General features: G+C 70.6%; 15 protein-coding genes. 6 read left to right on the top strand and 9 right to left on the bottom strand.

The features are described from left to right. Positions 1 to 21: 21 nt before the first annotated feature. The gene (locus tag BM290_RS28440) at positions 22 to 756 is read right to left on the bottom strand and encodes a hypothetical protein (RefSeq protein ID WP_093618983.1); all 735 of its coding nucleotides are present in this window, start codon (positions 754 to 756) and stop codon (positions 22 to 24) included. Further along, on the bottom strand, positions 756 to 2,426 hold the full coding sequence (locus tag BM290_RS28445; protein ID WP_093618984.1) for a multicopper oxidase family protein: 1,671 nt from the start codon (positions 2,424 to 2,426) through the stop codon (positions 756 to 758). The genes BM290_RS28440 and BM290_RS28445 overlap by 1 nt, the downstream gene beginning before the upstream one ends. A 134-nt stretch (positions 2,427 to 2,560) precedes the next feature. Here BM290_RS28445 and BM290_RS28450 point away from each other — a divergent pair, with 134 nt between their 5' ends. Next, positions 2,561 to 4,276: an AfsR/SARP family transcriptional regulator gene (locus BM290_RS28450; protein ID WP_093618985.1), complete on the top strand. Its 1,716-nt coding sequence runs from the start codon at positions 2,561 to 2,563 to the stop codon at positions 4,274 to 4,276. A 134-nt stretch (positions 4,277 to 4,410) separates the two neighbouring features. On the opposite strand, the gene BM290_RS28455 is transcribed toward BM290_RS28450, so the two are convergent. The 4 genes from BM290_RS28455 to BM290_RS28470 form a co-directional block, all read right to left on the bottom strand. Beyond that, positions 4,411 to 6,531: a PKD domain-containing protein gene (locus BM290_RS28455; RefSeq protein ID WP_093618986.1), complete on the bottom strand. Its 2,121-nt coding sequence runs from the start codon at positions 6,529 to 6,531 to the stop codon at positions 4,411 to 4,413. A 418-nt stretch (positions 6,532 to 6,949) separates the two neighbouring features. Continuing rightward, positions 6,950 to 7,789, bottom strand: a complete 840-nt coding sequence (locus BM290_RS28460; RefSeq protein WP_373871088.1) for a carbohydrate ABC transporter permease — start codon at positions 7,787 to 7,789, stop codon at positions 6,950 to 6,952. A gap of 11 nt (positions 7,790 to 7,800) precedes the next feature. Then, positions 7,801 to 8,781 (bottom strand): carbohydrate ABC transporter permease, encoded by a 981-nt coding sequence (locus BM290_RS28465; protein ID WP_239143773.1) that lies wholly within the window; start codon positions 8,779 to 8,781, stop codon positions 7,801 to 7,803. A 65-nt stretch (positions 8,782 to 8,846) separates the two neighbouring features. Next, positions 8,847 to 10,124 carry an ABC transporter substrate-binding protein gene (locus BM290_RS28470; RefSeq protein ID WP_093618988.1) on the bottom strand — a complete coding sequence of 426 codons (1,278 nt, stop codon included), beginning with the start codon at positions 10,122 to 10,124 and terminating at the stop codon, positions 8,847 to 8,849. A 272-nt stretch (positions 10,125 to 10,396) separates the two neighbouring features. Here BM290_RS28470 and BM290_RS28475 point away from each other — a divergent pair, with 272 nt between their 5' ends. After that, a complete protein-coding gene (locus tag BM290_RS28475; RefSeq protein WP_093618989.1) occupies positions 10,397 to 11,410 on the top strand; it encodes a LacI family DNA-binding transcriptional regulator in 1,014 nt (337 codons plus the stop codon). On the opposite strand, the gene BM290_RS28480 is transcribed toward BM290_RS28475, so the two are convergent. Further along, on the bottom strand, positions 11,411 to 13,885 hold the full coding sequence (locus BM290_RS28480; RefSeq protein WP_093618990.1) for a putative bifunctional diguanylate cyclase/phosphodiesterase: 2,475 nt from the start codon (positions 13,883 to 13,885) through the stop codon (positions 11,411 to 11,413). It abuts the gene before it with no gap. A 172-nt stretch (positions 13,886 to 14,057) separates the two neighbouring features. Here BM290_RS28480 and BM290_RS28485 point away from each other — a divergent pair, with 172 nt between their 5' ends. The 3 genes from BM290_RS28485 (at position 14,058) to BM290_RS28495 (ending at position 17,376) form a co-directional block, all read left to right on the top strand. Next, a complete protein-coding gene (locus BM290_RS28485; RefSeq protein ID WP_093618991.1) occupies positions 14,058 to 14,438 on the top strand; it encodes a PH domain-containing protein in 381 nt (126 codons plus the stop codon). Positions 14,439 to 14,523: 85 nt separating this feature from the next. Beyond that, positions 14,524 to 15,660, top strand: a complete 1,137-nt coding sequence (locus BM290_RS28490; RefSeq protein ID WP_239143771.1) for a PQQ-dependent sugar dehydrogenase — start codon at positions 14,524 to 14,526, stop codon at positions 15,658 to 15,660. Between the two features lie 48 nt (positions 15,661 to 15,708). Continuing rightward, positions 15,709 to 17,376: a metallophosphoesterase family protein gene (locus BM290_RS28495; RefSeq protein ID WP_239143770.1), complete on the top strand. Its 1,668-nt coding sequence runs from the start codon at positions 15,709 to 15,711 to the stop codon at positions 17,374 to 17,376. A 75-nt stretch (positions 17,377 to 17,451) separates the two neighbouring features. Here BM290_RS28495 and BM290_RS28500 read toward each other — a convergent pair whose 3' ends face one another. Both BM290_RS28500 and gatB read right to left on the bottom strand, forming a co-directional pair. After that, positions 17,452 to 18,537, bottom strand: a complete 1,086-nt coding sequence (locus tag BM290_RS28500; protein WP_143133993.1) for a hypothetical protein — start codon at positions 18,535 to 18,537, stop codon at positions 17,452 to 17,454. 369 nt (positions 18,538 to 18,906) lie between these two features. After that, on the bottom strand, positions 18,907 to 20,406 hold the full coding sequence (gene gatB, locus BM290_RS28505) for an Asp-tRNA(Asn)/Glu-tRNA(Gln) amidotransferase subunit GatB (RefSeq protein WP_093618994.1): 1,500 nt from the start codon (positions 20,404 to 20,406) through the stop codon (positions 18,907 to 18,909). A gap of 95 nt (positions 20,407 to 20,501) precedes the next feature. On the opposite strand from gatB, the gene BM290_RS28510 reads away from it, so the two are divergent. Next, the gene (locus BM290_RS28510; protein ID WP_093618995.1) at positions 20,502 to 21,944 is read left to right on the top strand and encodes a M1 family metallopeptidase; all 1,443 of its coding nucleotides are present in this window, start codon (positions 20,502 to 20,504) and stop codon (positions 21,942 to 21,944) included. The last annotated feature ends 18 nt before the right edge of the window (positions 21,945 to 21,962 follow it).

Genomic DNA, 21,962 nt, shown 5'->3' on the forward strand with positions numbered 1-21,962 from the left:
GAGGGGGGCCTTGCCGTGAGATCAGTGTCCGTGCGGTCCGTCCGACAGATCCGGTGCGCCGTGCGACAGGTCGACTCCGGGACCGGTCAGCGTCGCCGTGACGTGCACCTGGTCGGGTGGCACCCCGGCGGCCCGGCCCATCGAGTCCCGTACCGCGGTGATCAGATCGTCGCCGAGCACCGCCCCGAAGTAGTGGACCGTCACCCCGTCCGGCTGCACGTCGGTGACGTAGCGGTTCAACGAGTCGCCGAGCACGCCCTCGGCGTCCTGCCGCTGCGCCACCTGCTCCGGCGCCACCCCGGCGGGCGGGATCACGCAGAACGTCAGGTCGTGCACGAGCACCGGCTGGACCAGGTAGAACGCGACACTGGCCGGCTGGTGGTCGCGCATGAACGCCTCGGCGTCGTAGACCCGCGCGCCCTCGTCCAGCACGAACGTCATCTCCGGGACCAGATACTGCAGCATGTCCTCGGAGAAGACCGCGAACGAGGCGTCGGTCAGCGAGCCGAGCTTCGCGTCGGCGGCCAGCGCCCGCAGCTCCGCGGCGACCGCGGCCCGGTCCGCGCCGGGCGCCGGGTGGATCGCGATGGCCACCCGCCGGCGGACCATCGGGCCGTCGAAGGAGGTGCTGGCCAGGGCGTCACCCTTGTCCCCGGTGACGACGTGCGCGACCGGGGTGGGCGGCTCCGCCGCGGGATACGCGTACCACGCGACACCCACGGCGGCCACCAGCAGTCCGGCGAGAACCCTCCGCATCAGCTGCCCAGCGGGTAGCTCGGCGCGTACACGACCGGCATCTCGGGCGAGTCGTCGGGGTACGCCGGGTCGGCGTGGATCGGGTCGTTGTTCATCATGTCGCCGACCGCGAACTGGATCATCATGTCGCTGTCCTCGTGCACCAGGTTGTGGCAGTGCAGCATGTAGCGGCCGCCGTCGTTGCCGTCACCGGTGGTGAACTGCATGAGCACCGACGCCGTCTCGTTTTCGCCCAGGTAGAAGACGTCCTTCGGACCGCCCTCCCAGGCGTACGGCTTGTTGCCCGACGTGTTGTTGCGGGAGAACAGCTGACCGTCGATCAGGTGGATGTGCACCGGGTGGAACCAGCCGCCCGACTCGTTCACCAGATCCCAGATCTCCACGTCGTACGGCTTCGGGTTGCCGAGCACCCGCTTGAAGTCGCTCTTCTCGACGTCGTCCCAGGTCTCCCCGTTGACGGTCCAGATGCCGTGCTTGCGCTGCACCCGTACGGTCCGGCGGGCCACCGCCATCTCCGGCTTCAGCTTCATCGGGTCGAGCGCGCCCCGGTTCGTCCACGGTACCGGCCCGATGTCCAGGGTCGTCGGGATCACGTACGTGTCCGGCGCCCCCGAGTCGGCGACCACCTCGAACTGCATCACCTTGTCGGTGTTGCCGAAGTCCTCGTTGTTCTTGTTGCTGAGGTTCCGCAGTTCGATCTTCTGGCCGACCTTGTACTTCCGGAAGTCGATCAGCACCTCGTACCGCTCGGCGGCGCCCTGCCGCCACGACTCGACCGCGTTCACCTTGGGCACCATGCCGCCGTCGGTGCCGACGACGTAGAACGGGTCGCCGGTGCTGAGCCGGAACCGGTACGAACGGGAGATCGACGACACCAGGAACCGGAACCGGTAGACCCGCGGCTTGACCCGCATCTTCGGCCACGGCACGCCGTTCACCATGATCACGTCACCCATGAAGCCGGAGTTGGCGTCGTCGCTGAACGCGACCGAGCCGTCCGACTTGAACGCGATGTCGCTGACCACGATCGGCACGTCGTACTGGCCCTGCGGCAGCTGCGCGGCCTCGTACCGGTCGGTCAGGTGATACTGCGCGGCCAGCCCGGAGTAGGCGTTCACGGCCGTGGTCCGGTGGTTGTGGTCGTGGTACCAGAGGGTCCGGGCCGGCTGCCAGTTCGGGTACTTGTACGTCTTGCACTGGCCCGGGAGGGTGTGGTCGTTGGCGTACCCGTCGTACTGCGGCAGCGACGCCGACCCGTGCAGGTGGGTGACCGTGCTGAACGGCTGGCCGTTGATCCGGTTGACGGTCAGCGAGTTCTTGATCCGCACCTCGGAGCGGGTGCCCCGGGGGACCCGGATGGTCGGCCCGGGGAAGATCCCGTTGTAACCGGCGATCGTGGTGGTCAGGCCGGGCACCAGGCTGGCCTGCCCGAACTTCTGGGTGAGCCGGTACTTCTGGAACGGCCCCTGGTCGTCGACGCCCTCCTCGTACGGCATCAGCACCGGCGGCCGGCGGAACATGTTGGTGTACGGCGTGGGCGTGTTCTTCGAGGCCAGGCTGCTCGACTGGGCGATCACCGCACCACCGCCGGCCGCGATGACCAGGCCGCCACCGCCGAGGGCGATCGCGCCTTTGAGCAGGTCCCGTCGGCTCAGGCTTCCCCGTGTCATCGAACTCCCTAGTACGTCGCGTCCATCGGTCGGCAGCGAAGCTAGGAGCAGGGGCTTTGGTAATCCTGTGGAAAGCCTCAACCCGATGCCGCCGTACGCCGAAACGTCCTCGGAAGAACCCACGAGGAGGCCACATGCGCGTCAGCGTGCTCGGGCAGCTGACCGTCATCGGCGATTCCGGTGAGCCGTTGCCCGCCGGAGAGCTGCCCCGCCGCGCCCGTCAGGTGCTGGCGGTGCTGGCCGCGCGGCACGACCGGATCCAGTCGAAGGACGCGCTCGCCGACTCGGTGTGGGGCGACGACCTGCCCGGCAACCACGTGGCCGCGCTGGAGCACTACGTCTCGGTGATCCGGCGACGGCTGCAGCCGGACGGCTCCTCGGCGAACTGGTTCATCGTCACCCGCAGCGGCGGCTACCTTTTCGACACCAGCCGGGCCGCGCTCGACCTGGCCGACCTGCGGACGCTGATCCGGCGGCTGGATGCGCCCACGCCGGGCTCCCCCGAACGCCTGGCCGTGCACGCCGACATCCTCGCCCTGGCCCGGCAGCTGCCGTTCCCGGAGGACCCGTACGCCGAATGGGCCGAGCCGGTCCGCACCGAGGTGCAGGTCGCGGCCGTGAACGCGCTGCTGCAGCACGCCGCGGCGACGCTGGCCGGGGACCCGGCACGGTCGTTGCGGCTGGCCCAGGAGGCGATCGAGCTCAACCCGTTCCTGGAGTCGGGATACCGGGCGGCGATGACCGCGGCGATCGCGATGGAACGGCAGGACGACGCGCTGCGGATCTTCGAGCGCTGCCGGCAGCTGCTCGACGAGGAACTCGGCGTGGCGCCGTCGGCCGAGCTGGTCCGCCTGCAGCGGGAGGTGCTCGCGGCCCGTACCACCCCGGTCGAGCTGCCGGCGCCCGCCGCCGCGCCGCCGCTTCCGCTGCCCGAGCCACCCCGGGAGCGTTTCCTGGGCCGGATCACCGAACTGCGGCTGCTCGTCGAGCCGGACCCGCCGCCGGTCGTGCACATCGTCGGCCCGTCCGGTTCCGGCAAGTCCGCCTTCCTCGCCGAGCTGGAACGGCACGCGCCCGGCCGGGTCGGCATCGGGCACGGCGCGTCGTCGGTCGGGGTGCTGCGGCACGCCTGGCTGCGTACCGCCCTCACCGACCTGGCCGCACCCGCCGAGGTGCTCGCGGTGGTCGACGCGGCCGGCCCGGAGCAGCCGCTGCTGCGCCCCGACCTGGAACGGATCGGCACCGCGCTGGACGGCCCGGAACCGATTTTCGTCGCCATCGACGACGCCGCCGACCTGGACGCCGCCAGCGTCGCCGAGCTGTCCTGGCTCGGCCGGCACTGCCCGGCGCTGCGGATCGTGCTCACCTACTGCTATCCGTCGGAGATCGCCGAACGCCCGCTCTCCGGCCTCGGCTCGCCCGTCGTGCTGCGCCTCGAGCCGCTCACCGACGAGGATCTCGGCGTGCTCGGCGTCACGGACCTCGCGGACCTCACCGGCGGCATCCCCGCCCTGGTCAGCGTGGCTCTCAAGCCGACCGAGGTGTCCCATGCGGTGGCCATGCAGATCGCCCGCCAGCGCACCCGCTGGATGCCGGACCCGTCGTGGGAGATCCTGCGGCTCTGCGCGGTCCTCGGGCCGCTCAGCGTCGGCGAGCTGTCGACGCTCACCGGATACCCGATGCCCGAGCTGCTGGCCTGCGTCGACCACCTGGTCCACGCCCACCTGCTCACCGAGAACGAGGACGGCCGCGTCCGGCACCGCAGCTCGCTGATCAGCACGGCGGTCTGCGGGCAGGTCTCCGCGGCGTCCGCCCGCTATCTGCGCCGCCGCCTGTCGGCGGACAACTGACAAAACCAGGCGGCGGGCCTCCGCTGGGAGACCCGCCGCCGGGTTACTGATCTTCATTCGGTACGGCTACGTGTGCCGCCGTCGCGCAAGAGGCGTCCACCCGGGAACGATTCCCGTCGCCCGCTGCACCGTTCTCAGTTGGTCACGGTCACCGGGAAGCCGAGCACCTGCCCGCCGGTCGTGCTGACCAGGCTCAGCGTCCGGATCGTGCCCGGGTTCGGCCCGGTCACCCGGATGCTGAACGCGCCCGCCGCGTCGACGGTCGCCGGGGTGCCGACGACCCGGCCGGCCAGAGTGCCGCCGAGGACCGCGGTGATCCGCTGCCCGGCCAGCAGGTTGCTGGTGCCGGAGATGCGCCACTCGTTGTTGCCGGTGCGGTACCGGACGGTCAGCCCGGTGAACGTCTCCGCCACCGGCCGGACCGTCACCCGTGAGGTGCTCGCACCGGCCGGGTTCGTCGCGGTCAGCTCCAGCACCACCGGGTCGTTGTTGTAGACGTAGGTGGCGTTCGGGCCGGGGGCGGCCGGCAACGTCAGGGCCGGGTAGGCGAACGTCGGCTTCGCGCTCGTCGCGCCGGTCAGGGTCACCGCCGGGCCGGACACCTGGCGCCACTGGTAGGTCTCGGCGCCGGTCGACGCGGAACCGTCCAGGGCGACCGTGCGGCCACGGACGACGGACTGGTCGGCGCCGGCCCTGGCGACCGCCGGGGCGGCCCCCGTGACCGTGATGTGCACGGTGACCGGCAGGCTCGCGCCGCCGGGGCCGGACACGATCAGCCGGAAGTCGTAGGTGCCGGCCTGCGTGGCGACGAACGAGGCGGTCGGGGTGGCCGCGCCGGTCAGGATGACCGCGGGGCCGCCCGTCTGGGTCCACGAGTAGGCGTCGATCGCGCCGGTCGAGCCGGCCCCGTCCAGGGTGACCCGCTGCCCGGCCACCGCGCCGGCGACCGCGACCGCGTTGGCGACCGGCAGATCCGGCACGAACGCCCGGCCGGAGCCGGTCAGCGGGACGGTCGTCGACCCGCCGCTCGACGAGGTGACGGTGACCGCGGCGGGCGGCGCGAGAACCCCGGTGAACGGGCCGTTGATCGGGCCGAGCCCGGTCACCGACAGCTGCGGCGGGGTGGCGTCGGCGTCGCTCGACGTGGCGGCGACGGTCAGGGTGCCGTTGTCCGCGTCGTACCGGGCGTCGGTGACCCGGACGACGTCGACGAGTTTGCGCTTCTTCTTCGCGACCGGGCGGTCACTGGAGTTGACCACCTCGATCTCGGCGCCGGGCGGCACCGAGCCGGTCACCGGGAACCGGCCGTAGTAGTGGCCGTTGCTGCCGCGCAGCTTGGTGGCCCGGAATCCGAGCGCGGCGTTCGCCGACACCTCGATCGACTGGCCGGGCTCGCTGCTCGCGTACACCTCGATCACGCCGGTGCCGTCCGAGCCGACCGTGTAGGTGGCCTGGTCGATGTCGACGCCCGAGTTGGTGGCGTACCGGCCCTGCACGCTGAACAGGTCGGTGGTGCCCAGGTCGGCGACGACCGCGCCGCTGGCCGTGTCGAGCTGCTCGACGTGCACGAAGTTCGTGCCGTACGGGCTGCCGACCACCCGGTGCTCGACACCCGGGTCACCGATGTAACCGGCCGGCGCGGCCGGGGCGATCGACGGGTCCCACTTCAGGAACGGGCCGACCCGGCTGCTCAGGGCCTGCCCGAACGCGCCGGGCGTGGTCCCGATGTCCTCGGTCATGTTGACGCCCCGGTCGGTGGCGGTCAGGTCGTCCACGCCGTACGGGTGGGTGATCCGGTACCGGGTGCCCTCCACCGCGTCGAACCGGATCCGGATCCGGCCGAACACCATCTGGTCGCCGTCGCGGACCTCCTCGGCCGCCCAGGCGCCCTCCAGGTCCATGCCGAGCCCGAAGTCCACGCCGTTCGCCAGGGTCATCTGGGCGCCGGCGAGCTGGTAGAAGAACTCGCCCGGGAAGTTGTCCGGGTACGAGACCGGCGCGTCCGGGTTCGGCACCTCGTCCGGCAGGGTCGAGCAGAGCGGGTCGTCCAGGGTCGTGCAGGCCTCCAGCCGCACCCCGTTGCTGTCCCGGTACCAGGCCGGGAACCCGTGCTCGGCCAGCGGGCCCGCCTGGGTGAGGCTGCCCTGCCTGGTGGCGGTGGTGACGACGACGGCGGCCGCGGTCCCGGCCAGCGGCGCGATCACCGCCACGGTCACCCCCGCGGTGACCGCGAGACGGCGCAGTTTCTTCTTCATCGAACTCCTCAGGGTTCTCCGGACGCCGCCGGGGCGGCTCGGCCGTGGACCCTGCCCGGCCGACCAGTGGTCCGCCTGAGTTCACCTGCGCGCAGGCTTAGTTTTCGCTGAAAGAGTGGTGTGAGTCCACCGGTGCGGGCCGCCGGGGCCGGCAAACAGGCGCATGGTTTCGGTGGACTGCGTGGCTCGCACTGCGATTTCGTGCCGCGGGCTCGAACCGCGGGCTCGTACCGCGGGCTCGTACCGCGGGCTCGTACCGCATGCGAGGTTGAAAGCGTGAGGCCCGCCCACCGTGAGCTGGTGGACGGGCCTCACGTTGTCGCCACATCTTGAATTGACGTGTTGACGGTGTTGATTCTGTTGCGCATGTTGATCGGGTGCGTTGAGTTGACGTCTTGATCGTGTTGATCGGACGTCGCTACTTGAGCGCGCCCTCCATGATGCCGCGGACCAGCTGGCGACCGCCGGCGAGCAACAGGATGACCAGCGGGACGGTGGCGACGAACGCGCCGGCCAGCACCCGTCGATAGACGACGTAGTTGCCGCTCGCCAGGTCGGAGAGGGCCACCATCGACGTCGGGTAGTCGGTGCCGTTCAGCGTGATCAATGGCCACTGGAAGTCGTTCCAGGTCGCCACGAAGGTGAGCAGGCCAAGGACGGCGAGAGCGGGCCGGATCGCCGGGACGACGACCGTCCAGTAGATGCGCAGCGTCAGGGCGCCGTCGATACGGGCCGCCTCGACCAGTTCGTCCGGGATCGCGTGCCCGATGAACTGGCGCATGTAGAAGACGCCGAACGCGGTAACCAGGCCGGGCGCGATGACCGCGAGGAGGGTGCCGTTCCATCCGAGCTCGTTCATCACAATGAAGAGCGCGACCACGCCGAGCTGGTTGGGCACCGTCAGGGTCAGGATGACGATGAACATCAGCACGTTGTTGCCCTTGAAACGCAGCTTGGCGAAGGCGAAGCCAGCAAGAGAGCAGAAGAACAGCGTCGACGCGGTCACCGCGAGGGCCACGATCAAGCTGTTGATCAGCGATGCGGTGAAGTAGACGTCCTGCATGGTGAAGACCTCACGCAGGTTCACCATCAGCTGATCGCCCGGGATCAGCGCCGGCGGCGACGACATCACCGCCTCGTCGCTGCTGGTCGCGATGACGAACATCCAGTACACGGGGAAGGCCGAGACCAGGAGGATCGCGGTCAGCCCGAGGTACGACTTCCAGGTGCCCGGGGTGTCCTGGGGCGCCCGGCTCAACAGGCGGCTGCTCACTTTCCGCCTCCCAGGCGCCGGGTGGCCAGGGCGTTGATGCCGGCCACGATCAGGATGATCAGGAACAGTGCCCAGCTCATCGCCGCGGCGTAGCCGAGGTTGAGGTCACTCCAGCCGACCCGGTAGATCAGCTGCGCGATGGTCCGCCACTGGTGGTCGTAGCCACCGTTGGCCTGCGCCGGGTTCTCGTCGAACAGCATCGGCTCGGTGAAGAGCTGGAGGCCGCCGATGGTGGAGAGGATGACGGTGAAGAGGACCACCGGCTGGATCATCGGTACGGTGATCTTCCACAGCTGGCGCCACGGGCTCGCGCCGTCGACCGCGGCAGCCTCGTAGACGTCCTTGGGGATCGCCTGCATCGCCGACAGGTAGAGCAACGCGTTGTAGCCGATCCACTTCCAGTTGACCATGACGGCGATGGCGATCCAGCTGCTCCAGGTGCCCGCGCGCCAGTCGAGAGGCTGCTCCTGGCCGAAGCCGACCAGGGACAGGAACCAGTTGGCCAGGCCGTTGTCACGGCTGAAGAACACCGCGAAGACCAGCGACGACGCGGCCACCGGCGTGACGTACGGCAGAAGGATCCCGATGCGCCAGAAGGTCGCGCCCCGCAGCTTGCGGTTCAGCACGTTCGCGATCATCAGGGCGATGAGCAGCTGCGGCACGGTGGAGAGGATGAAGATGCCGAACGTGTTGACGAGGGCATCCCAGAAGTCGGTGTCGCTCGCCAGCTTGGTGAAGTTGTCGAGGCCGACCCAGCCGTTCTTCTCCTTGTCGATGAGGTGCCAGTGCCGCAGCGACACGACCGCGTTGAAGAGGAGCGGGAACAGCCCGAAGATCGCGAAGAGCACGAAGAACGGCGCGACCATCAGGTAAGGGAAGGTCTTGGTGTCGAAACGGTGGAGCCAGAACTTCGGCCGCTTCGGCGGCGCGTGCTTCGGCTCCTCGGTGTGTGCGACGCGTACGTCGGTGAGGGCCACGGGTAACTCCTCAGGGCCGGACGGCGGGACGGCTGTGGCCGCCCCGCCGTTCTTTTCGGGATGGGTCAGGAGTTCGCGGCCTTCTCGGCTTCCTTGACCGCCTCGGCCCAGGCGTCAGCGGACTTGAGCGTGCCCTGTCCGACCCGGTTGATCACGTTCTCCACGGCCAGACGGGTCGGGCCGTTCTTCTTGCCGAGGTACTGCGGCTTCAGGTTCTCCGCGGTGGAGGCGAAGATCTGCCCGGTCGGCGCGTTGGTGAAGAATTCCTTCTTGTAGTCGAGGACGGCCGGGTCCTTGTAGAGCGCCGGCTGCGACGGCAGGTTGCCGACCGTCTTGAAGACCTCGATCTGCTGCTCCGGCTGGATCAGCCACTCGACGAACTTGTACGCCTCGTCGACGTTCTTGCCCTGCTTGGGGATGGTCCACCAGGAGCCGCCCCAGTTGCCGCCGCCGCCCGGGATCGCGGCGATGTCCCACTTGCCGGCCTGGTCGGGCGCGGTCTTCTGGATGTGCCCGAGCATCCAGGCCGGGCAGGCGAGAACCGCGAACTGGTCCTGCTTGAAACCCTGGTCCCAGTTCGGCTGGAAGCTGGCGAGGTTCGCCGAGATGCCGGAGTCGAGCGCCTTCATCGCGACGTCGAAGGCGACCTTGGGCCCGCCTTCCATCTGGAGCTGCTCCTGCTCGCTGTAGAAGCCGACCGGCTGCTGCGACAGGATCGGGTTGAACAGGTTGGTGGCCGAGTCGATGAACTTCTTCTTCGTCTTGTCGGTGTAGGTCTTGCCGGTCTGCAGGAACGCGTCCCACGTCGGCCAGAGCTTGGAGACCTCAGCACGGTCGGTGGGCAGGCCGGCCGCCTTGAACAGGTCGGTGCGGTAGCACATGGCCAGGCCGCCGACGTCGGTGCCGAGGCCGATCTGCTGCCCGGCGGCCGACTTCGAGGCCTGCCACTTCCACGGCAGGTACTTCGACTCGAGCGCACCGGCGCCCTTGTCGGTCAGGTTGACGAACTGGTCGGCCTGCTCGCGGAACTGGACGATGAAGCCCTCGTCGACGGCCGAGATGTCCGGGGCGCCGGAGCCCGCGACCAGCTTCTTCTGCAGATCCTGGTGCTGCGCCTGATACTCGCCGGTGTTCAGCGAGATCTTGACGTTGGGGTGGGCCGCCTCGTACTTCGTCTTCAGCTGGTCCAGACCCATGTCGCCCCAGAAGTTGACCTTCAGGGTGATCGTCGAGTCACCGCCCCCGCTGTTCTCCGTCGATTTGCCGCTGCAGCCGGTGATCGCCAGCGCGGCCACGAGGCCGGCGGCGCCCAGACGCAGAGCGCGGCGTCCGAACTGTTCCATGTCATTTCCTCCGCAAGGAGATCCGCATCACTGAACCGGGTAAGTTGTGGAGACCGTAAGCCCGGCTTTCAACGGTGTCAATAGGCGGTTACGGGCGCGCTCCCAGTACGTATCAAGCCGGATTTTTCGGACGGGCGGAAATCGACGGTTTACATCGTTGGCCGTGTGCCGTAACACTTAACCGATCAAGCGAGCGTCCAACGTCGAGGGAGTCCGGCGGCCACTGCCCCGCGCCCGATAAGCTCGGCAGCAGTGGGGACAGAGGAGACTGAGTGAAGCGGCCCACCATCGCCGACATCGCACGGCGGGCCGGCGTGTCCAAGGGCGCCGTGTCGTATGCCCTCAACGGCCAGCCCGGCGTCTCCGAGGCGACTCGCAAGCGCATCCTGTCGATCGCCGAGGAGATCGGGTTCAACGCCAACAGCGCGGCCCGGGCCCTCTCCGGGGCACGCGCCCGGGCCGTCGGCCTGACCCTGTGCCGTCCCGCCCGGATCCTCGGCATCGAGCCCTGGTTCATGGGCTTGATCAGCGGTTTCGAGGCCGAGCTCGGCGCCCGCTCGTATGCGTTGACGCTGCAGGTGGTGGCGACGCCCGAGCAGGAGGTCGAGGTCTACCGCCGCTGGTGGGGCGAGCGCCGCATCGACGGCGTGATCGTCACCGACATCCGCGAGGACGACATCCGCATACCTGTCCTCCAGCAGCTCCAGCTGCCGGCCGTGGTGATCGGCGGCCCCGGCGACACCGGCCCGATCGCGCAGATCTGGTCCGACGACGCGGGCGCCATCACCGAGGCGGTCCGCTACCTGGTCGCCCTCGGCCACCACAAGATCGCCCGGGTCAGCGGCGTCGCCGACCTGCTGCACACGCAAAACCGGACGAAGGCCTTCGAGAACGTCTGCGCCGCTCTCGGGCTGGACAACGCGATCACCATCCCGGCCGACTACACGGGCGAGGAGGGCAGCCGGGCGACCCGGCGGCTCCTGATCGGCGGCGACCGGCCCACCGCGATCATCTACGACAACGACGTGATGGCGGTCGCCGGCCTCGCCGTCGCCCAGGAGATGGGGCTCTCCGTTCCCGGTGACCTGTCCATCGTCGCCTGGGACGACTCGCCGCTGTGCAGCCTCGTGCACCCGCCGCTGACCGCGCTCAGCCGCGACATCTCGGCGTATGGGGCGCAGGCCGCCCTGGAGCTGCTGAACGCGATCGACGGCCGGACCGTCGGCAACGTCGAGGCCGGCCGGGTGCACCTCACGCCGCGCGGGAGCACCGCCCCGCCCCGCTGATCAGCCGCCGCGGTGGCTGTCCAGGTAGGCCTCGACGCGTTCGGCCGGCCCGGGGTGGCCCAGCGCGAACCCCTGGCCGTAACGGCAGCCCGCCTCGGTGGCGCGGGCGATGTCACGCTCCGACTCCAGTCCCTTGGCGACGATGTCGAGGCCCAGCCGCCGGCCGAGACTGACCACCACGTCTACCACCGAGCGGTCGGACATCAGGGTGGGGCTCAGCTTCAGCATGTCCACCGGCAGCCGCCGCAGGTGCGACAGCGACGTCTGCCCCGACCCGAAGTCGTCGAGCGCCGCCCGTACGCCGAGTTTCCGCAGCCCGGCCAGGGCCGCGACGATGGCCGGCACGTCCTCGTCGATCCAGTTCTCGGCCACCTCGACCACCAGACGGTCCGGGGCCAGGCCGTACCGGCGCAGGGTGGCGCCGACCTGCTCGGGGAACCGGGCGGTCAGCAGCTCCCGCGGGCCGACGTTGACCGACAGCCAGAACTCCTCGCCCACCGACCAGCCGGCCAGCCGGCGGCACGCCTCCTCGAGCACCCACTCGTCCAGCTCGGCGGTCATCCCCAGCGCCGCCGCGATCGGCAGCACCTCCTTCGGCGGGATCGGGCCCAGCTCCGGATGCCGCCAGCGCAGCAGCGCCTCCACTCCGGCCGGACGGCCGTCGACGAGCCCGGCGACCGGCTGGAACACCAGGTCCAGCTCACCGCGGGCGGCGGCGCCGAGCAGCTGCTGCTCCAGCTCCATCCGGCGGTGCAGCTGGATCTCGACGTCCGGGTCGTACCACTCGACCCGGTCCCGGCCCATCTGGCAGGCGCGCTGCCGGGCCAGGTCGGCGTGCCGCAGCACCTCGTCGGAGTCGGCGCCGCCGGCCAGCTCGGCCAGACCCACGCTGGTGTGCAGATCCACTGTCGCGCCGGGCAGCGGATACGGCTCGGCCAGCTTCGTGACGATGCGCGTGGCCAGGGCGTACGCCGGAACCGACGAGTCCGGGGTGAGCACCGCGAACTCGTCGCCGCCGAGCCGGGCCGCGACGTCCTCGCCGCCGATCAGCGCCCGCAGCCGCCGGGCCACCTCGATCAGCACGGCGTCGCCGACCTCCCGCCCCCGGGAGTCGTTGATCTCGGCGAGCCCGTGCAGGTCGATCACGAGCAGGGTGCCGAGCCGGCCCGGTTGCCGGCGCAGGGCGAGCAGGTCCCGCATCAAGGCCTGCCGGTTCGCGAGGCCGGTCAGCTGGTCCAGGTAGGAGAGGCGGTGCAGGGTGCGTTCCAGATGACGGCGTTCACCCACATCGCGTACGTGTACGACGAGCGCCGCCACCTCCGGGACACGGCGCAGGTCGGAGATGGTCGACTCGGTCTCCCGCCACATCGCCGTGCCGTCCCGCATCCGGGCGCTGACCAGCACCGGCGGGCCGCCCTCCGGTTCGCCGGCGAGCACCGATCCGATCACCGCGAGAGCGTCCGCCACGTCCTCGGGATGGATCAGCTCGCGGAACCCGCGGCCGATCACCTCCTGGTCACGGAGGCCGAAGAGCCGGGCAGCGGCCGGTGACTGCCACTGCACTGTCAACCGCTCGTCCAGCACCAGGGTCAGGTCGGTGGCGCCGGTCACCAGCGACCGGAAGTGCGCCTCGGTGACCCGGAGCCGCCCCGCGTACCGGCGGATGTCCCGGACCACGAGCAGCTCCCGGACGACCAGCACACTGACCATGACGAGACCGAAAACGATCGCCTCGGCGCCGAACTCCTCGACGGCCAGCAGATGCCAGATCGCGGCGATCACACCGACCGCGGCCGGCACCGCCAGCAGCGGATAGCTGGCCAGATACTGGTCCGGGTGACGGGGCTCCAGCGGCGGGCGCGGCAGGTCACGGCGCGAGCCGCCCCACGCCGAGGCGCTCAGCCCCGCCACCACGCCCAGCCCGGCCGTCGCCGCCGGCGGGCCTTCCGCGCCGAACGCCAGCACGGCGAGGCAGAGCATGACCAGCGAGGTGCCGGCCCCGCACCAGGCCGCGGCCCGCGGTCGTGGCCTGGCCCGCAGCACGATCACGGTGATGACGGCGATACCGCCGGCCGCGATCAGCAGCGCCGGCACCGCCTCCGGACGCCGGGACGCGGCCGGGATCAGATAGACCGCGAAGGCCAGGCTCACACCGAGCCCGACCCCGTCGTACGCGCGCCGGAGCCGTACCACCCAATTGCTCGCCGCCCCCGGCAGCAGCGACGTGCCCGCCACGAAGCAGGCCGCGGCAGCGGCCAGGCCGGCGGTGATCCAGGCCGACGGGTTGGCCGGCGCCCACCACGGGACCAGCCCGGTGAGCCCGGTGACGAGGGCGCCCATGCCGACCAGGCCGGCGCCCCGGCAGGAGACGAACGCCTTTTCGGCACGGTGCAGGGCGAGCGCGGCGCGGATGAGGACGGCGCCCGCACACAGACCGGCGGCGCCGATCGCCCCCGCGAGAAGCACGGCGATCATCGACGAGTCCTCTGCTTCAGGGAACTGCACCGGGTCAACGACGGTCCCCGGATCGGGTTACGGCACGGCGTGTCGTCGTCCCACGAACGGATCGTCGGTCATCCAGCGATGACGGTCAACAGACGGTGGTCCGCCGGGTCCGGCCCCACCGCCGGGCGCGACGGGTGCGAGGATGGGAGACGTGAGCAGTCGTCCCGTCCTCCGCGTCCGCATGTCCGGCGCCGTGCTGGTCGCCGCGTTGATCGCGCTGGTCGGCACGGTCCCGCTGGCCGGCTCGTCCTGGGCCCTGAGCCCGCTGTTCCTGGTCCCGATCGCGATCCTGGTGTGGGCGTGGCGGGCCGGCACCGACGTCTACCCCGAGGAGCTGCGGGTTCGTGCCCTCTTCGGCGGCAGCCGGGTGCCGTTCACCCGGATCACCCAGCTCGCGCCGGACGAGCGCGGCCGGGTGTCGGCACTGCTCGACAACGGCGACGTCATCCGGCTCACCGGGGTGACGCGGGACAATCTGCCCCGGGTGCTGGAGGCGAGCGGCCATCCCGTCGTGGATCAATGAGCCGGTTCTGTCAGGCCGCGCGGCTACCCTGGTCGGCATGACCGGAGGGGGTGGTTGGGTCGTGCGATTCCGCCGGAGCCGTGCGATGGCCGCGAGTTCCGTGGCTCTGCTGGCGCTGACCGCGGGCTGCAGCTTCGGGCCACCCGGGCCGGACCAGGCCGGTTCCCCGCCCAACCTGCCCCGCCCGTCGGCCGCGCCGACCGCCGGTGGCGACGACGCCTCACGCGAGGTGGCGATCTCGGTGCTGGCGAAAAACCTCGAGGTGCCGTGGGGCCTCGCGTTCCTGCCCGACGGCGGGGCGGTGGTCACCGAGCGCGACACCGCCCGCATCCTCAAGGTCGGTCCCGAGTCGACGGCCGGCGGTCTCGAGGTCACCGAGCTGCGGCGGCTCAACGAGGTCCGCGCCGCCGGCGACGGCGGCCTGCTCGGCATCGCCGTCTCCCCCGCGTATGCGACCGACAAGACGCTGTTCGTCTACTACTCCACCGATCAGGACAACCGGATCGGCAAGCTGGCCGGCGACGGCAAGCTGGAGCCCATCCTCACCGGCATCCCGCGCTCACCCGAGCTGAACGGCGGCGCCCTCGCCTTCGGGCCCGACGGGTTCCTCTACGCCGGCACCGGCGACGGCACAGCGGAGGGGACCCAGGCACAGGATCCCAAGAGCCTCGGCGGCAAGATCCTGCGGATCACCACGGCCGGCCGGCCCGCGCCGGGCAACCCGGTCAAGAACTCCCCGGTCTGGACCTCCGGCCATCGCAACGTGCAGGGCCTCACCTGGGACAAGACCAAGAGGATGTATGCGACCGAGCGCGGCCAGCCGATCAGCGCCGAGCTGAACGTGGTGGTGAAGGGCAAGAACTACGGCTGGCCGAAAGCCGACGGCAAGAGCACCGACGCCAAGTTCACCGGCCCGCTGGCCGCCTGGCCCACCGAGACGTCGTCGTGCGCCGGGGTGGCCGTGCTGGAGACCACGATCGCCACCGCCTGCCTGCTCGGCCAGCGGCTGACGATCCTCGACGTCACCGGCAACGGGACGGTGCTGGGCAGCCCGCAGGAGCTGCTGGCCGGCGAGTTCGGCCGGCTGCGTGCCGTGGTCGCCGCGCCGGACGGCTCGTTCTGGGTGGGGACCTCCAACCAGGAGGACGCGGGCCGGCCCGGCCCCGAGGACGATCGTCTGCTCCGGCTGGTCTTCTCCGATGGCGGCGCCGGCCGGAGTTGACGGCCATGACTGTTTCGTCCCGAGCCCGACAGGGCAGGTGAGGCCCCGATGATGCGAGAACGGCCCTCGTGGCGGCACCGATGGCGGCCTGCGGCCGAGTCCACCGTCCGGGCGGCCCGGCGGGCGGCTGATCTGACCGGCCGGGCGCTCCGTCGGACGACCGGCCTCACCCGCAGGGTGCTCGGGCATCGCTGGGCGCGCCGGGTCCGGGTGGCCACCGCCGTCGGGCTGACCGGGGTCGCCGGCGCGCTCGTCGGGGTGATGCTGTTCGCCCGCGCCGACCTCAACGTGGGCCCGTTCAGCGCCCAGATGTCGGTGGAGCCGTCGGTCACCGGCGGCACCGAGATCAACATTCCGCCGCTCGGGTCGCTCCATCTGGACAGTCACCGCGGCCCGGTCCACCTGCGGGTCGATCTCGGCTCGCTGGACCAGAGCCGGACCGAGGCGCTGATCGACAACCCGTCGGCGATCAGCTCGGCCGGCGACCGGGCCGTCGAGGAGGTGGTCGCCGGGGTGTCCCGGCTCGGGCTGCGCACCATGGGCCTGGCCGTGCTCGGCGCCCTGCTGCTGGCCGCGCTGACCTTCCGCGACGTCCGTCGGACCGCGGCGGCCGGCGTGACCGCGCTGGTGGTCACCAGCGGCAGCCTGGGTCTGGCCGCCGGCACCCTACGACCGGATTCGATCAGCGAGCCGCGCTACGAGGGACTGCTGATCAACGCGCCCGCGGTGGTCGGTGACGCCCGGCGGATCGCCGACAACTACGGACGGTATGCGGAGCAACTGCAAACCATCCTGGGCAACGTCAGCCGGGTCTACTCGACGATCTCGGCGCTACCGGTCTACGAGCCGGCCGGCAACACCACCCGCCTGCTGCACGTCTCCGACCTCCATCTGAACCCGGCGTCGTGGGGCCTGATCCGCACCGTGGTGGAGGCCTTCGAGATCGACGCGGTGATCGACACCGGCGACATCGTCGACTGGGGCAGCAGCGCCGAGACCGGCTATGTGTCGTCGATCCCGTCGATCCAGGTGCCGTACATCTACGTCCGCGGCAACCACGACTCGACCGCCATCCAGAACGCGGTGGACGCTCAGAGCAACGCGATCGTCCTCGACAACGGCATCACCGAGATCGACGGCCTGACCATCGCCGGCATCGGCGACCCCCAGTTCACCCCGGACAAGAGCGAGACGAACGAGGCCGGCGACGACGCCGCCCCCGAGTTGCTGACCACCGCCGGGGAGAACCTCGCCCAGACCATCCGCGGCTCCGGCAAACAGGTCGACATCGCCCTCGTCCACGACCCGGCCATGGCCCAGCCGCTGTCCGGCCTGGTCCCGCTGGTCCTCGCCGGCCACCAGCACGCCCGCTCGGTCGCCATGCTCCCGGCGCCCGCCCCGCCCACACCCGACCCGTCGGCGCCGGCCTCACCCGCCCCGTCCGCGTCGGCGCTCGCCGCCATCCAGCCCGCCGTCCCGACCCGTCTCATGGTGGAGGGCTCCACCGGCGGCGCCGGCCTGCGCGGCCTGGAACACGAAGACCCCACTCCCCTGAGCCTGTCGGTCCTCTACTTCGACGAGAACCGCGAGCTGAAGGCCTACGACGACATCCAGCTGGGCGGCACCGGCGAGTCCAACGTGGAGATGCAGCGCAACGTGATCGGCCTCGAGAAGGAGCCCACCCCCACCCCGACGCCCTCCACGTCCCCCAGCTGACCCACTTTCTCGGCGCCGACATCACCCAATCCTCAACCCAGCGCCGTATCCGCCGGGCCTACATCGACGGTGGGGTCAAGGGAGGCGGCTGAGGTCGAGGGTCAGGGTGCCGGTGTCCAGGCCCTCCGGGTCGATCTCGATGGTGTACGTGCCGGCCGACGAGCTGAAACTCAGCGTGGCGGTGGGTTCCGCGGTGGTCAGGGTGGCGTCCACGACGTCGAGGCCGGCCGGGGTGCGTACCTTCAGCTGGATGTTCTCGGCGGTGGTCAGGGTTCCGGGGTGTGCCGTCAGGCGGAACTGCTCGGATTCGGCGGCGCGGAAGGTGACGAACGCGCGCTCGCCGGGCTGGGTGAACGTGATCCGGGCCGGCTTGCCGGGAGTCAGGACGGCGGTGACGGACCCGGTCAGCTGCACGGTCAGGGTGCCGGTGCCGTCAGTGTCCGGGTTGACCTCGACGGTGTGCCGGCCCGTCTCGGTGACGTCGAAGTCCAGCGTGCGGTAATCGGAGTCGTATCCGACAGCGCCGGACGTGTTCAGTTCGCCGGACGGGTTGTGGATGTCCAGATTCGTGTACTCGTCCTTGGGCAGTGTGCCGCGCCGCGCGACCAGGGTCAGCCGCTGGCCGGCGGTCGCCGGGAAGGTGAGGATCGCGCGTTCACCGGCCTTGGCGATCGTCACCGTCCGGGACGGGCCGCGGAGGGCCAGCGTGCCGGAGGACGCTCCGACCAGGCTGACCAGCAGGGTTCCGCGCTCCTTGGCGGCGCGGGGGCTGATTCGCACGGTGTACGCCCCGGCGGCCGGCGCGGTGAAGTCGACGCTGGCGCTGGCCCACGTGACGATCAGCGTGCCCTCGGCCACGGTGGCGCCGTCGCGGACGATCGTCAGGTCGGTGTTGTCGTCGGCGGTGAGGGTCCGGCGCTGGGCGAGCACGGTGAGCCGCTGACCCGCGGACGCCTGGAAGCCCAGCGTGGCCGGCCCGGTCAGATCGAGCAGGACACCGGGGCCGCCGACGGTGAGTTGCCTGTCACCCGGCCGGGGCAGGTGGGCGTTCCCCGCCAGCGCCGGCGTGGGGAACGTCCCAGGGCCGACAGCCAGGGCGGCTGTCAACGCGACGGTGAGCCATCGCCGGGAGCGGCGGACCGCCGCGGAGTGCACTGCCACCGGGGCAGGCTATGCCACCTCATGGCGCCCATGACGACGTAACGCCGCGAAGTCCCCCGGTACGGCGAAACCCGGATGTCACGGAGATCGAAGATCAACGACCGCCCGGGAAGTGGGCACCGGCATCCCTCTGCCGGCCTTCGGCGGGTCGGATGTCTTCCTGTCTCATCGCCATCCAGTTTGTCCGAAACGACAACGAGGACCCGTCACCGTGTCCGGCGCGGATCATGGGTGCGCCGGGCCCGACCAGCCTCCGGGACCGCAACGAGACCGGCGGACGGTGGACCCTCCACCCGACCGACGACCCGGAAAACGCGACGCCCGGCTCCGCTGACAACGGAACCGGGCGACCCGTACAGCTGAAGGGGTTTAAGAAACGCCGAGCCGGGCGAGGATGAGCTCGCGGACGGTCTTGGCATCCGCCTGGCCTCGCGTGGTCTTCATGACCGCGCCCACCAGGGCGCCCGCCGCGGCCACCTTGCCGTCGCGGATCTTGTCGGCGATGTCGGGGTTGGCGGCGATCGCCTCGTCGACGGCGGCGGTGAGCGCACCGGTGTCGTTGACCACCTCGAGGCCGCGGGCGGCCATCACCTCGGCCGGGTCGCCCTCGCCGGCGACGACGCCCTCCAGGACGGTGCGGGCGAGCTTGTCGTTGAGCTTGCCCTCGTCGACCAGTTTCTGCAGGGCGGCGACCTGGGCGGGGGTGGCGCCGGCCGCGGACAGCTCGATGCCGAGCTCGTTGGCGCGGCGGGCCAGCTCGCCCATCCACCACTTGCGGGCGCCGGCCGGGGACGCGCCGGCGGCGATGGTCTCCTCGATCAGCTCGACGGCGCCGGCGTTGGCCACCGACTGCATGTCGAGCTCGGAGATGCCCCACTCCTCACGGAGGCGGGCGCGCTTGGTGCTCGGCTTCTCCGGCAGCTCGGACTTGAGCTGGGCGACCCACGCCGGGTCCGGCGCGATCGGCACCAGGTCGGGCTCGGGGAAGTAGCGGTAGTCGGTGGCGGTCTCCTTGGAGCGGCCCGGGCTGGTGTCGCCCCGGTCCTCGTGGAAGTGCCGCGTCTCCTGGGTGATCTTGCCGCCGCCGTCGAGCACGCCGGCCTGCCGGATCACCTCGGAGCGGACGGCCCGCTCGACCGACCGGAGCGAGTTGACGTTCTTCGTCTCGGTACGGGTGCCCCATTCCTCGCCCGGCTTGTTGAGCGAGGTGTTGACGTCGCAGCGCAGCGAGCCCTGCTCCATCCGGACGTCGGAGACGCCGAGGGAGCGGATGATGTCGCGCAGCTCGGCGACGTAGGCCTTGGCGACCTCGGGGGCCAGCTCACCGAGGCCGGGGACCGGCTTGGTGACGATCTCGACGAGCGGGATGCCGGCGCGGTTGTAGTCGACGAGCGACTCGGTGGCGCCGTGGATGCGACCGGTGGCCCCGCCGACGTGCAGGGTCTTGCCGGTGTCCTCCTCGATGTGCACCCGCTCGATGCCGATCCGGTACTCCTTGCCGTCGACCACGACGTCCACGTGGCCGTCGACGCAGAGGGGCTCGTCGTACTGCGAGGTCTGGAAGTTCTTCGGCATGTCCGGGTAGAAGTAGTTCTTCCGGGCCATCCGGCACCACTCGGCGATGTCGCAGTTGAGCGCGAGGCCGATCCGGATGGTGGCCTCGATGGCCGCGCCGTTCATCGCGGGCAGCGCGCCGGGCAGGGCCAGGCACACCGGGCAGACCTGCGTGTTGGGCTCGGCGCCGAAGTCGGTCTTGCAGCCGCAGAACATCTTGGTCTGCGTGCCCAGCTCGACGTGCGTCTCCAGGCCGATCACCGTCTCGTAACGGCTGGTGGCGTCTTCGTAGGACGGCAGCGCGATGGTCGTCATGTGCGTGCGGCTCCGGCTTCAAGGACATCGGGTCAGGGGCCAAGCCTAGTCGCCCGGTCTGACAGACTTCGCATCCGCCCGGGAAGATCTACCCCATGCGCCGCACCTCGACCGTCGCCGCACTGGCCGCGACACTCCTCATCACCGGCTGCACCAAAGCCGACGACGATAAGCCCGCGCCGGTGAGCTCCGCCGCCGACGAGCCGAAGACCGACTACCGCCCCTGGGCGGCCGGACGGTCCACCCCGGTGGCCGACAAGCTCTACCCGGAGAAGGGCAATCCCGGTCTGGACGTCCTGCACTACGGACTGGAGCTGGACTGGAAGCCGGACACCGGGGTGCTCACCGGGACGGCCACCCTCCGGATCCGCCCGGTCGCCGACGCGAGCGAGATCAGGCTCGACTTCACCGGGCTCACCGTCGACAGGGTCACCGTCGACGAGAAGCCGGCCACCGGCACCGTGGCGAAGGAGAAACTGGTCGTGCCGGCCGCTGTCACCGCGGACCGGCCGGTGACGCTGACCGTCGCCTACCACGGCACGCCGAAGCAGGTGGAGATGCCGTCCCACCGCGGCGACGCGTCCGAGGGCATCGGCATGCGATCGTCGAAGGACGGCGTCCTCTGGACCATGCAGGAGCCGTGGGGCGCGCTCACCTGGTACCCGGTCAACGAGCACCCGTCCGACGAGGCGCTCTACGACCTGGCGGTGACCGTCCCGCCGGGCTGGGCCGCGGCGGCGAACGGCACACCCGGCAAGGTGGAGGGCAACACCTACCACTACGCCAGCGCGGACCCGGTGGCGGCGTACGTGACCACCCTCGCCGTCGACAGGTACAAGAGGATCGAGCAGACCGGTCCGCACGGACTGAAGATCACGAACTTCGTGGTGCCGAAGAGCGACGACCGCTACCTGAGCACGCTGAAGAAGACGCCACAGCTGATCGAGTGGCTGGAGAAGCGGTTCGGGCCGTACCCGTTCCCCTCGGCCGGCGCCCTGATGAACGGCTCCATCTCCGCCATGGAGACGCAGCAGATGCTCAGCATGGGCCGGGAGGCGTTCAAGGACAGCGAGCCCAAGGACTTCGAGGCCGTGCTCGTCCACGAGTACGCCCACCAGTGGTTCGGCAATGCGGTCACCCCGGTGACGTGGACCGACCTCTGGCTCAACGAGGGCTTCGCCACCTACGTGCAGAACCTGTACGAGCAGGAGCTGTACGGCTTCGACGACGCGTACCTGGAGAAGTATCTGCGGGAGGCCGACGCCAAGCTGCGCAAGCGGGTCGGCCCGCCCGGTAAGCCGACGGCCGGCACGTTCGCCGAGAGCAACGTCTACATCTGCCCGGCCGCCATGCTCAAGGAGCTGAACGACGCGCTCGGTGACAAGAAGTTCTTCGAGCTGGCCAGTGCCTGGGTGGCGAAGAACCGCAACACCAACCAGGACCGGGCCTCGTTCACCGCGTTCGTCAACGAGCAGACCGGCAAGGACTTCACCAAGCTGATCGACAGCTGGCTGGACTCGCCGACCACCCCGGCCTGACGCTCGCGAGGGGGCCGT

This window comes from Actinoplanes philippinensis (genome assembly GCF_900113015.1).
Lineage (GTDB): Bacteria > Actinomycetota > Actinomycetes > Mycobacteriales > Micromonosporaceae > Actinoplanes > Actinoplanes philippinensis.